Raw genomic sequence first — 12393 nt, 5'->3', positions numbered from 1 at the left:
GGTATCAGCGCTCCGAAAGCTGTTCGATCGTCAGATTCTCGCCCGCGAACTGGGCGATTTCGTCTTCTGTGACGCCGCCCGTCAAGTAACGGTACAGGCGCTCCAGTGCGATGATGAACATCAGGCCGCCGGTGAACATGCCGACGCCATAGACCCAGATCATCGAAAGCTTGGTGACAGGCGCATGCATGCTGGCATTGATACCGGACTGCTTCCAGGTGCCCCAGAAGAAGATGGCGGAACAGGCCAGAATGATGATGTTCGACACGATCATGCAGACGATGCGGGCGCGGCGGGACAGGAACATCACGAGCGTTTCGATGCCCATGTGGCTGTTCTCACGGAAGGTCAACACGGCGCCGATGAAGGTCAGCCACACGAAGAAATAACGCGACAGTTCTTCCGAGACGTTGATGCCGGAATTCATCGTATAACGCATGACGACGTTGACGAAGACCATGATCGACATGCCGGCGAGCAGCAGGACGAGAATGATTTCGAGAATCCGGTAAAAGAGATTGATGGTCTTTTGCATTTTCCCCTCCCGAAGAAATATCTAGAGCAGCCCTCGTTTCGCCAGGTTGCGCATCAGGGCCGCGGTGCCGAATGTCCATTCCGGGCATTCGTCGGTCGTGGTGACCCAGTTGATCAGCTTACCGAGCTTGGGCGTGGAGATTTCAACACGGTCACCCTTTGAATGGGTGAAACCGAGGCCTGGGCCATGGCGATCCTTCACCGGCGCGAACATCGTGCCAAGGAAAAAGACGGCGCCGTCAGGATATTGATGGTTACGGTTCAAGAGCTGCGAAGCGAGGTTTTCCGGCGTGCGGCTGATCGCTTCCATGGGGCTGACGCCCGTCATGGTGAAGCCGTCTTCGCCCTCGACCAGAAGCGATATCTGCGACTTCTTCACGTCTTCAATGGTGAAGTCGCCGTCGAACAGGCGGATGAAAGGGCCGATGGCGCAGGAAGCGTTATTGTCCTTCGCCTTGCTGAGCAGCAGGGCAGAGCGGCCTTCAAAGTCGCGCAGGTTGACGTCGTTGCCGAGCGTTGCGCCAACGATGCGGCCATCGGAAGCGATGGCCAGCACCACTTCCGGTTCCGGGTTGTTCCATTGCGATTTCGGGTGAACGCCGATCAGCGCGCCGCAGCCGACGGAAGCCATGGCCTGCGCCTTGGAGAAAATTTCCGCATCCGGTCCGATGCCCACTTCCAGATATTGCGACCAGAGGCCCATTTCCTGGAGCAGTTTCTTCACTTCGGCCGCTTTTTCGGAACCGGCCTCAAGTCCCTTGAGATTGTCGCCGAGAACCGGCGCCAGCCGTCCGCGAATTTCCTGCGCCCGCAGCGGATCGCCCTTGGCCTGCTCTTCGATCACGCGTTCGAGCATGCTGTCGGCGAAGGTGACGCCGGCGGCCTTGACGGCCTGAATGTCGTTGGGGGCAAGGAGTTCGCCGGCGGAACCGTCCAGAAAAGCTTCCAGTGCGCCGAGTGCGACGAAAGTGCCGGTGTCGGCGAGCCGCTCCAGCAGATCGGTCTTCTCCAGAAGTTCGGACATGGTAGGGGAAATCGAAGTGAGGTCATAAAGCACGCCGCCCTTCAGCAGGACGGGGCAGGGGCCACCTTCGCTTTTCGACCAGACACGGCCGACGAGCAGCGCGTTTTCGAAATCTTCAGGCAAAATTGCGGTAGCGTCGATGGACCTTGTACCGGTCATGTAGTCCTCCCCTTCAGCACCCGACAGGCCGCCTCCTGCGGTCTTATTGTCTGGATGTCTGACAACTTAATCCCATTCTTCTTAGTATGACTTTTGTTACGAGTCTAGCGGCCTTGCCGACAAAATTATCGTGTTTCGCGTCTCAATTCCCGGAAAGCCGTAAACCTGTCCTATAGCTTTGCCGGCGTGCTCATTTGCTGCTCAGAAGATATCCAGTTCGAGATTGACCCGGCTGGCTGCGCCGATCAGATGCTTGCGCATGGCGTTCTTGGCGGCAGTGGCATCGGCCTTCTCGACGGCCTCGTAGATTGCCACATGTTCGGCGATCGTCACCTCGAGAATTTCACCAAAGACCGCACGCGAAAAAGCAATATTGATGGCGGAGCTGATGCGTTCCGCGATGAAGCCGAGGAACATCAGGAAATATTCGTTCTCAGTCGCTTCCGCCAGAATGCGGTGGAAGTCGAGATCGGCGGCAACGCCTTCCGTCGACCAGTCATCGGCGGTTTTCATCTTTTCCAAGGCTGCCGCCAGCCGCGTCAGCTGCTGCGGGCTGCGGTGCAGTGCGGCCAGCCCCGCCGCTTCTATTTCCAGCGGCATGCGAAGCTGGAAAAGATCGCGGAAATTTTCCGGATCGTTCAGCCGCGACCGCTCGATGCGGATGGACAGTCTTTGCCGGGGATCGGTGACGAATGCGCCCACACCCTGCCGGGTTTCGACAAAGCCTTCGTTGCGCAATTGTGCGATCGCTTCGCGGATGACCGAGCGGCTGACCCCGAAGGTTTTCGCCAGAACATGTTCGGTCGGCAGCCTGTCACCCGGTCCGAGCTTCGAATCATTGATTTCGCGCGCAATCTCCGCGGCGATACGGCCGGGCAGATGGTCGTTGCGATGTATCTGATTGAACTCCAGCGTCATGGTTGCTCCCGTTCCACAGAAACGTTTGGTTCGTTTTCCCGCGACAGGCGACTTCCTCCTTCGCCGTCAGCGGGGTTTTTCACAGGCGGCGTTTTCAGCCGCCTTTGCCGTTCCTCGATTAGCTATCCGGTTGCAGGGTTATCTGGCAACCGGGATTCATCCGCAAATCAGGGTCGAAGGTGTTTTTCAGGCCGGTGATCATTCGGCGCTGTACGTCGGATAGCCGGCTTTCGAAATCGGCGCGTTTCAGGCGGCCGATGCCGTGCTCGGCGCTGATGCTGCCGACGTAACGGTCGAGGACCTCGTTAACGAGTGTCTTGGACTTGTAGATGAAGGCGTCGCGCTCTTCCGGCGCCGAACCGTTCGGTGGCAGCACGTTGAGGTGGACGTTGCCGTCCCCGACATGGCCATAGGAAACCGCCAGGCATTCCGGCAGTTTTTCCGCAAGTTCCGCCTCGGCTTCGGCCACGAAGGCCGCGAGTTTCGACAAAGGTACGGAAATGTCGGTACGCATATGCGCGCCGCGCAGCGCCTGGCCTTCGTTCATGCCTTCGCGGAACAGCCAGAGCGATTGTGCTTGTGCCCGTGAAGAAGCGATGACGCCGTCCAGCACCAGCCCGTCTTCCATCACGCCCTCAAGGAAGCGTCCCATCAGGTCAGCGGTATCGACCAACCCCGAGCCGGAAATTTCCATCAGCACATAAGCGGGGTAATCGCCGGCGATCGGCATCTTGAGGTCGGGGATCGCTTCGATCGCCAGTGTGAAGGCGACAGGCGGCATGAATTCGAAGGCGGACATCAGGTCGCAGCATTCGCGGCGCGCGCGTCGGTAAAGCTTGATGGCGTCATCAAGCGAATTGAGGCCGAGCAGCGCCGTCTCGACATGTTCGGGATTGGGATAAAGCTTGACGGCAACGGCCGTGATGATGCCGAGCGTTCCTTCCGCACCGATGAAGAGCTGCTTCAGATCGATGCCGCGATTATCCTTGCGCAGTGTCGACAGGCCATTCCAGATGGTGCCGTCAGGCAATACGACTTCGAGACCCAGCACCAGTTCACGGGTCATGCCGTAGCGCAGGACATTGATGCCGCCGGCATTGGTGGAGACGTTGCCGCCGATGCGGCAGCTGCCCTGTGCGCCGAGCGACAGCGGGAAAAACATGCCCTTGTCCTGAACCGCATCCTTGAATTCCGAGAGAATGCAGCCGGCTTCCACCACGGCGGAAAAATCGTCGCTATCTATGGTGCGGATGGCGTTCATGCGCTCGAGGCTCAATACGACCTGATGCTTGGGGGCATCTGGAATGCCACCGAGCACCAGTCCGGTGTTGCCGCCCTGGGGGATGATAGCGAGGCCGAGTTCTGCGCAGGCGCGAACGGTGTCGGAGACTTCCTTGGTCGAGCGGGGGCGGATAACGGCCACGGCCGAACTGGTGACATCGCCGTGCCAGTCGCGGCAATAGCGCACCATGTCTTCCTGCGATGTCAGCAGCAAAGCCTCGCCGAGCCTGTTCTTCAACGAGAACCGCAATTCCTCGATATCGGTTTCGCTCACGATCGTCATTCCACCCTCTCCGTCCAATCCGCCCTAAATTTCCGGACAGGGCTCTCTCGCCCTTGCTTTTGCCGGTTTGTGAAAAAATACTATTTTCAATCCGATCATATAAGGTTATCAGACAACCTTACAAGCTAATTTATCGGTCGACTGGCCGATGATGTTTTTTCGGTCCCGGGAGAATGGCCGGGACAAAGAGGAGGAAGACATGCATATCGCAATCATCGGCGCCGCAGGCATGGTTGGCCGCAAGCTGACGCAGCGTCTCGTCAAGGACGGATCGCTTGGCGGCAAGCCAATCGACAAGTTCACGCTTATCGACGTGTTCCAGCCCGAAGCGCCCGCCGGGTTTTCCGGTAAGGTCGATGCGCGTGCCGCCGATCTCTCCGCGCCGGGTGAGGCCGAAAAGCTGGTCGAAGCCCGTCCCGATGCCATTTTTCACCTCGCTGCCATCGTCTCCGGTGAAGCCGAGCTCGATTTTGACAAGGGCTACCGCATCAATCTCGACGGTACGCGTTATCTTTTCGATGCCATCCGCATTGCCAATGGCAAGGATGGTTACAAGCCGCGCGTGGTCTTCACCTCGTCTATCGCCGTTTTCGGTGCGCCGCTTCCCTATCCGATCCCGGATGAATTCCACACCACGCCGCTGACCAGCTATGGTACGCAAAAGGCGATCTGCGAATTGCTGCTATCCGATTACAGCCGTCGAGGTTTCTTTGACGGCATCGGTATTCGCCTGCCGACCATCTGCATTCGTCCCGGCAAGCCGAATGCGGCCGCCTCCGGCTTCTTCTCCAATATCCTGCGCGAGCCGCTGGTCGGACAGGAAGCGGTTCTGCCGGTGCCGGAAAGCATTCGCCACTGGCACACCTCGCCACGTTCCGCTGTCGGCTTCCTCATCCATGGCGCAACGATTGACGTCGAAAAGGTCGGCCCGCGCCGCAACCTGTCGATGCCAGGCCTCAGCGCCACCGTTGGCGAGCAGATCGAAGCGCTGCGCAAGGTCGCTGGTGAAAAGGCCGTTGCCCTTATCCGCCGCGAGGCGAACGAGATGATCATGCGCATGTGCGAAGGCTGGGCCCCCGGTTTCGAAGCCAAGCGCGCCCGCGAACTGGGCTTTACGGCTGAAAGCTCGTTCGAAGAGATCATTCAGGTTCATATCGAGGACGAACTGGGAGGTTCACTGAAATGAGTGTTGGCGGGGAGGAGAAGAAGCGGTCTGTCGCCTTTATCGGCACGGGCCTGATGGGCGGACCGATGGCCCGGCGTCTGCTGGGGGCTGGCTTTTCGGTGACCGTCTGGAACCGCAGCGTCGATAAGGCCGAGGCACTTGTTGCCGATGGCGCGGTCGTCGCGGCATCGCCGGCGGAGGCCGCCAAAGGCGCCGATATCGTCATCACCATGCTGAGCGACGGCAAGGCTGTGGGCGAGGTGCTGTTTGCGGCCGGAGTGGCCGAAGCACTGAAAAAGGGTGCGGTCGTGATCGATAGCAGCTCGATTGCCCCGCCGATTGCGCGGGAACATTCCTCCCGGCTTCAAGCGCTCGGCATTCATCATGTCGACGCGCCGGTTTCCGGCGGTGTGCCGGGCGCGACGGCCGGTACGCTTGCGATCATGGCGGGTGGCGATGAGGCGCTGATCGCGGGTCTTGCCGATGTTTTCGCACCGATGGGCCGGCTCACCTATGTCGGTCCCTCGGGTGCTGGCCAGCTCTGCAAGCTCGCCAACCAGCAGATCGTTGCCATCACCATCGGCGCGGTTGCCGAGGCGATGATGCTGGTGGAGGCGGGTGGTGCATCGCGTGAAGGGTTCCGCAACGCCATACGCGGCGGTTTTGCCGAAAGCCGGATCCTGGAACTGCATGGCGACCGCATGGTGAAGCGCAATTTCGTACCTGGCGGTCCCTCCAAGTTCCAGCTCAAGGATCTGAACGGCGTGCTGGCGACGGCGAAGGATCTGTCTCTCAATCTGCCGCTTACGCAGCAGGTGACGCGGGAATTTGACGACTTCGTCGGTGACGGTGGTGCCGATATCGACCATAGCGGCATCCTGCTTTACCTCGAAAAACTGAATAACCGGGAACAGGGCTGAGGCAGGTTCATGAGTGACGAGAAGACACCGATGCGCCGCCTGCGGTCGCAGGACTGGTTCGACAATCCCGACCATCTCGACATGACGGCGCTCTATCTGGAGCGCTTCATGAATTACGGCGTGACGCCGGAAGAACTGCGTTCCGGCAAGCCGGTCATCGGCATCGCCCAGAGCGGCAGCGACCTGACGCCCTGTAACCGTGTCCATGTGGAACTCGTCAAGCGGGTGCGGGACGGTATTCGCGATGCGGGCGGTATTCCCATCGAGTTTCCGACCCATCCGATGTTCGAAAACTGCAAGCGCCCGACGGCGGCGCTCGACCGTAATCTCGCCTATCTCAGCCTCGTGGAAGTGCTTTACGGTTATCCGCTCGACGGCGTCGTTTTGACCACGGGCTGCGACAAGACCACGCCTTCGGCGCTGATGGCGGCAAGCACGGTGGATATTCCGGCCATCGTGCTTTCCGGCGGGCCGATGCTCGACGGTTATCATGATGGTGATCTGGTCGGTTCCGGCACCGTCATCTGGCGTATGCGCCGTAAATACGGCGCCGGCGAAATCACCCGCGAGGAATTCTTGCAGGCGGCGCTGGAATCTGCGCCTTCCGTTGGGCATTGCAACACCATGGGCACAGCATCGACCATGAACGCCATGGCGGAGGCGCTTGGCATGTCGCTCACCGGCTGCGGTGCGATCCCTGCCGCTTACCGCGAACGTGGCCAGATGGCCTATCGCACCGGTCGCCGTGCCGTCGAGCTGGTTGTCGAGAACATCAAGCCTTCGGACATCATGACGCGCGAGGCGTTTTTGAACGCGATCCGCGTCAATTCGGCAATCGGCGGTTCCACCAACGCCCAGCCGCATCTGGCAGCCATGGCGAAACATGCGGGTGTCGAGCTTCGCGAGGAGGACTGGCAGGTCCACGGTTACGACATTCCGCTCATCGCCAATGTCCAGCCTGCCGGCAAATGGCTGGGTGAGAAATATCACCGCGCCGGCGGCACGCCCGCCATCATGTGGGAGCTTCTCAAGGCGGGCAAGCTCGACGGAAGCTGTCCGACCGTGACCGGCAGGACCATGGCGGAAAATCTGGAAGGCCGGGAATCGACCGACCGCGACGTGATCCTGCCTTATGACAAGCCGCTGAAGGAACGGGCCGGTTTCCTCGTCCTCAAGGGCAATCTGTTCGATTTCGCCATTATGAAGACGAGCGTGATTTCGGCGGAATTCCGCCAGCGTTATCTGAGCGAGCCGGGCCGCGAGGGCATTTTCGAGGGCAAATGCGTGGTGTTCGATGGTTCGGAAGACTATCACGCCCGTATCAACGATCCGTCCCTCGATATCGATGAGCGTACCATTCTCGTTATTCGCGGTGCGGGGCCGCTCGGCTGGCCGGGTTCAGCTGAGGTCGTCAACATGCAGCCGCCGGATGCGCTGTTGAAAAAGGGTATCACCAGCTTGCCGACGATCGGCGACGGCCGGCAGTCGGGAACGGCGGACAGCCCCTCCATCCTCAACGCCTCGCCGGAAAGTGCCGCAGGCGGCGGACTGGCATGGCTCCGCACGGGCGATGTGATCCGCATCGATTTCAATGAGGGTCAATGCAATGCGCTGGTGCCGGATGAGGAGCTTGCCGCCCGCAAAGCCGATGGGATTCCAGCTGTTCCCGCCGATGCGACGCCATGGCAGCGCATCTACCGCCAGTCGGTGACCCAGCTTTCGGATGGCGCGGTTCTGGAAGGGGCCGCGGATTTCCGCCGGATCGCCGAGAAGATGCCCCGGCATAATCACTGATCACTAGGAAAAATCCCCGGCCACGTCTGGGGATTTTTCTTTTCCGGGCGGTTTCGCAATTGATTGCGACCTCTTAATGTACCCGCAAATCCGCATCACAGGGGCAGGACATGACAGATATTTCGATGATAGAGGCCGCGCGTGGGCGCATCGGCAACCATGCGGTTCGCACACCGCTTCTCTCATCGCCTTTTCTGGATGAGATTGCCGGGCGGAAGCTGTTCGTAAAGGCCGAATGCCTGCAGAGAACGGGTTCCTTCAAGTTTCGCGGCGGCTGGTCGGCTGTCTCCGGTCTTCCGGCGGAGGTGCGCGCCAAGGGCGTGATCGCCTTTTCCTCCGGCAACCATGCGCAGGGCGTGGCGCTTGCCGCCCGGCTGCACAATGTTCCCGCCGTCATCATCATGCCGTCGGATGCGCCGAAGATCAAAATTGACAATACCCGGGCCTTTGGCGCGGAGGTGGTGCTCTATGACCGTGCTAACGAAGATCGCGACGCCATCGGAGATCGCATTTCTCGCGAGCGTGGGCTGACGCTGATCAGGCCCTATGACGAACCGTTGGTCATTGCCGGGCAGGGGACAGTGGGGCTGGAGATTGCCGAACAGGGCGCGGAGCTGGGCATCGGTGCGGCCGAGGTTCTGGTGCCCTGCGGTGGCGGCGGCCTCACCTCCGGCATCTCCCTGGCACTCGCAGCGAAAGCGCCGAACTACAAGGTCAGGACGTCGGAACCGGAGCGGTTCGACGATGTGGCGCGCTCCCTTGCTGCGGGCAAGATCGAACGTAACGCCACGACCTCGGGCTCGATCTGCGACGCGATCGTCACGCCGCAGCCCGGCAACATTACTTTCCCCATCATGGCCGGGCTCTGCGGAAAAGGCATTGCCGTGACCGAGGAGGAAGCGCTGCGGGCTATGGTTCTCGCCTTCAACCGGCTGAAGATCGTTGTCGAACCCGGTGGTGCGGTGGCGCTGGCGGCGGCCCTCTTCCACGGCGATGAACTGGAAAGCGAAACGGTGATCGCAGTCGCTTCCGGCGGCAATGTCGATCTGGAGATCATGGCCGGCGCCCTGTCCCGTTTCGGCTGAGGTCAGGCCTCGAGTCGTGCCGCGACCTCGCCGGCAATTGCCAGCGAGGCGGTAAGTCCGGGGCTTTCTATGCCGAAAAGATTGACGAGGCCGGCAAGGCCATGCGTTTCCGGCCCATCGATGCGGAAGTCCATGGCCGGTTCGTCCGGGCCGGAAATCTTCGGTCGGATTCCGGAATAGGCGGGGATCAGCGCGTTATCGGGAAGGCCCGGCCAATAACGACGGATCGCATCGCCAAAGCCCTCCATGCGGCGGGGATCGACGGCATAGTCGATGGTGTCCACCCACTCCACATCCGGCCCGAAGCGGGCCTGGCCGGCGAGATCGAGCGTGAGATGCACGCCGAGGCCATGGGTGTTCGGCGCGGGGTAGATCAGCCGTGAAAAGGGCGACTTGCCGACCAGCGAAAAATAGCTGCCCTTGGCGAAACGTGCCTGCGGAATCACGTCCTCCGGCACTCCTTCGATCTTTCTCGCCACCATGGGTGCAACAAGCCCGGCGGAATTGACGAGCAGCCGGCATGTCAGGCTGGTGGGCTCCGTTCCGCCGACATGAACGCGGAAACCATTGCCTACCGCCTCTGCCTTTTCGAAGGGTGCATTCAGGGCAAGGGCTGCGCCATGATCCTGAGCGTCTCCAAGCAGCGCCAGCATATAGGCGTGGCTGTCGATGATGCCCGTCGAGGGCGATATCAGGGCTGCGACGCAGGCGAGCGCGGGTTCGAGCAGGCTCGCCTGCCGCGCATCGATCAGCTCAAGGTCGTTGCAGCCGTTAGCTTTGCCTTTTTCGCGCAGGGTGGCGAGCATGGCGACCTCTTCATCGCTCGTGGCGACGATGAGCTTGCCGCAGCGGCGGTGTGAAACGCCGTGGCTTTGGCAGAAGGCATAGAGCCGTTCCTTGCCCTCCACGCAAAGTCGGGCCTTGAGGCTTCCGGACGGATAATAGAGCCCGGCGTGGATGACTTCGCTGTTACGGGAGGAGGTGGCAGAGCCGAATTCCTTTCCGCTTTCGAGGATGATGACGGAAAGGCCACGCATCGCCAGTGCACGCGCTGTCGCGAGCCCTATCACCCCGGCTCCGATGATGATGGCGTCGATATCCGTCATGGTCTTTTCCGTGCCCGCCACTGGTTTTTGAACGGAAATGCCCTCCACCGCGTTAATCCCGGCCATGGGTAGATTGATGCTTGCCGGTGGGCAAGTTGCAATCGGTATTTTTCCCGATGCGCCAATCTTATGGAATTTTATCTCTACTGAAACAGTGGGGAATAAAGCTATTCTATAAGTGAAATAAGCAATGCCCGCTTTGAAGGGCCGAGCAGGAAGGGAGTGTACAATGTCTTATTCCAAGGCAGGAAAAGTAAAAGACTTTGTCTCGCAGCCCCAGTCGCCGCGCAACTGGAAAGATTCGGTTCATGCGGCTCTTGTCGGCGTCTGCGTGGCTTTTGTCGCTGCCGTCATCTTCGGTCTCGTTCCCTGATCCTCCCGATTTTCTCATCAGGTAATTTGAGAATAAAAGGCCGGTCGCTCCTCCGACCGGCCTTTTTCATGACCGCTCACGCCTTCAGGTAATCTTCCGCCAGATCGACCCAGAAAGCGGTTCCGATCGGCAGGATATCGTCGTTGAAATCGAATTTCGGATGGTGCAGCGGCGGGTCGTTATCCGTGCGCGCGGTGCCGAGGAAGAAATAACAGCCGGGCCGTTTCTCCAGCATATAGGCGAAGTCTTCCGCGCCCATCGATGGGCGCTGCATCTCGGCTACCTTTTCAGGGCCGGCAAAACGCCGGGCGAGATCGGCGACATAATCCGTTTCCGCCTTGTGGTTGACGGTTGCATTATAACCGCGCTCGTAATCGATGGTGACGCTCATGCCGTAGCTGGCCGCCTGGCCTTCGGCTATCGCCCGGATGCGCTTTTCCAGCTCGTCGCGCACGCCCGCATCGAAGGAGCGGATGGTCAGCAGCATTTCCGCCGTTTCGGGAATGACATTGCTGGCAGCACCGGCATGGAACGCGCCAACGGTGACGACCGCCGACAATTGCGGATGGATGTTGCGGGAGACCACGGTTTGCAGCGCCATGATGATGCTTGCCCCGGCAACGATGGGGTCGGCCGCATCCTGCGGTTCGGCGCCGTGGCCGCCATATCCGTTGACCGTGATCTTGCACTCGTCGACGGCGGCAAGGATCGGCCCGTCGCGCAGCACGAATTGCCCGAAGGGCACGCCGGGATCGTTATGAAGGGCAAAAACCGCATCGCAGGGAAAACGGTCAAACAGCCCGTCCTCGATCATGATGCGGGCGCCGCCGAAATTCTCTTCCGCCGGCTGGAAGATCAGATGCAGGGTTCCGTCGAAATTCTTGCGCTCCGCAATGATCTTCGCCGCACCGAGCAGCATGGCGGTATGGCCGTCATGACCGCAGGCATGCATCACGCCTTGATTGGCGCTCGCATAATCCGCCCCGGTTTCTTCATGGATCGGCAGGGCGTCGATATCGGCGCGGATGCCGACCGTGCGGGTGCTGTCGCCATTGCTGAGCGTGGCGACGACACCGGTTCCGGCGAGCCCCCGCGTGGCTTCATAACCCATTGCCGCCAACTGTTCGGCAATAAAATCCGACGTCTTGAACTCCGAAAGGCCGATTTCGGGGTTGCGGTGCAGGTGGCGGCGAATGGCCACCACATCCGGCATATGGTTGGCAAAAGATGCGAGATTAGCGGTCTGTCTGGTCATTTTTAAAGTCCCGGGTTCGGCCGTTTTTTCCGGCGTCTTTTGTAAATGACATAGCAGCATATGCAGCCATGCGTAAGGGGCGTGCCTGCCCGGAAATGCCCCGAAATTCAGCGCTTGCATCGTGCCGCGACAGGTGGCATGGAACTATTGACGTCCTGGGGCATTAGCTTCTTTCGGATGTAGCGCGGGCCTCTCGGTTCGTGTTGCCCTTCAGGTTGTCAACGGGGGATTATCGGACGTTGTGCGAACAATTTTCGCCATCGGGGAGGGTGCGAAATCCGGTCGGAACGGCGTTGCCGGGCCGCAGGACGGCATTTTCTTCCCCCTATCGAAAATACGATGGCCGTACCGATCTCCAGCTTCGCGAACATTCCGGATTAATTATACCGCAACATGATGCGCCTGCGGATGTGCTGCTCATGACGATCCGTTCCGGACGGCGTCCGGTCCGGTTCACCGAAGGTTCAGGATAAGTCATAAATATAGCGTGGCCCGA

11 protein-coding genes are annotated in these 12393 nt (G+C 60.1%); 5 read left to right on the top strand and 6 right to left on the bottom strand.

Annotation, left to right across the window (positions count from 1 at the left end; genetic code table 11):
• Positions 1–4 precede the first annotated feature (4 nt).
• From FGF54_RS12900 to FGF54_RS12885, 4 genes are all read right to left on the bottom strand, one after another.
• Positions 5–535: a TRAP transporter small permease gene (locus tag FGF54_RS12900; RefSeq protein ID WP_003520303.1), complete on the bottom strand. Its 531-nt coding sequence runs from the start codon at positions 533–535 to the stop codon at positions 5–7.
• A 21-nt stretch (positions 536–556) separates the two neighbouring features.
• Entirely contained in the window at positions 557–1717 is a 1161-nt protein-coding gene (locus FGF54_RS12895; protein ID WP_142779875.1) for a fumarylacetoacetate hydrolase family protein, read from the bottom strand.
• A gap of 201 nt (positions 1718–1918) precedes the next feature.
• Positions 1919–2635 carry a FadR/GntR family transcriptional regulator gene (locus tag FGF54_RS12890; protein WP_003520305.1) on the bottom strand — a complete coding sequence of 239 codons (717 nt, stop codon included), beginning with the start codon at positions 2633–2635 and terminating at the stop codon, positions 1919–1921.
• A 118-nt stretch (positions 2636–2753) separates the two neighbouring features.
• Positions 2754–4199, bottom strand: a complete 1446-nt coding sequence (locus FGF54_RS12885) for an FAD-binding oxidoreductase (protein WP_142779874.1) — start codon at positions 4197–4199, stop codon at positions 2754–2756.
• Positions 4200–4398: 199 nt separating this feature from the next.
• Between FGF54_RS12885 and denD the strand changes: the two genes are divergently transcribed.
• The 4 genes from denD to FGF54_RS12865 all read left to right on the top strand — a co-directional run bounded on the left by denD (position 4399) and on the right by FGF54_RS12865 (position 9163).
• Positions 4399–5385: a D-erythronate dehydrogenase gene (gene denD, locus FGF54_RS12880; RefSeq protein ID WP_142779873.1), complete on the top strand. Its 987-nt coding sequence runs from the start codon at positions 4399–4401 to the stop codon at positions 5383–5385.
• Positions 5382–6284 carry an NAD(P)-dependent oxidoreductase gene (locus tag FGF54_RS12875; RefSeq protein WP_078052321.1) on the top strand — a complete coding sequence of 301 codons (903 nt, stop codon included), beginning with the start codon at positions 5382–5384 and terminating at the stop codon, positions 6282–6284. Before denD ends, FGF54_RS12875 begins: the two co-directional genes overlap by 4 nt.
• A 9-nt stretch (positions 6285–6293) precedes the next feature.
• Positions 6294–8078 carry an IlvD/Edd family dehydratase gene (locus FGF54_RS12870; RefSeq protein ID WP_142779872.1) on the top strand — a complete coding sequence of 595 codons (1785 nt, stop codon included), beginning with the start codon at positions 6294–6296 and terminating at the stop codon, positions 8076–8078.
• A gap of 110 nt (positions 8079–8188) precedes the next feature.
• Positions 8189–9163, top strand: coding sequence for a threonine/serine dehydratase (locus FGF54_RS12865; protein WP_059759808.1), 975 nt, complete (start codon positions 8189–8191; stop codon positions 9161–9163).
• A gap of 2 nt (positions 9164–9165) precedes the next feature.
• On the opposite strand, the gene FGF54_RS12860 is transcribed toward FGF54_RS12865, so the two are convergent.
• Positions 9166–10269: an NAD(P)/FAD-dependent oxidoreductase gene (locus tag FGF54_RS12860; protein ID WP_142780240.1), complete on the bottom strand. Its 1104-nt coding sequence runs from the start codon at positions 10267–10269 to the stop codon at positions 9166–9168.
• 229 nt (positions 10270–10498) lie between these two features.
• On the opposite strand from FGF54_RS12860, the gene FGF54_RS12855 reads away from it, so the two are divergent.
• Positions 10499–10642 (top strand): hypothetical protein, encoded by a 144-nt coding sequence (locus FGF54_RS12855; protein ID WP_003505150.1) that lies wholly within the window; start codon positions 10499–10501, stop codon positions 10640–10642.
• Positions 10643–10718: 76 nt separating this feature from the next.
• Here FGF54_RS12855 and FGF54_RS12850 read toward each other — a convergent pair whose 3' ends face one another.
• Entirely contained in the window at positions 10719–11897 is a 1179-nt protein-coding gene (locus FGF54_RS12850; RefSeq protein ID WP_168208087.1) for a M20 aminoacylase family protein, read from the bottom strand.
• Positions 11898–12393: the final 496 nt, after the last annotated feature.

This window comes from Agrobacterium sp. T29 (assembly GCF_006970545.1).
GTDB lineage: Bacteria > Pseudomonadota > Alphaproteobacteria > Rhizobiales > Rhizobiaceae > Agrobacterium > Agrobacterium leguminum.
This window is presented reverse-complemented; position numbering and strand designations above follow the sequence as displayed.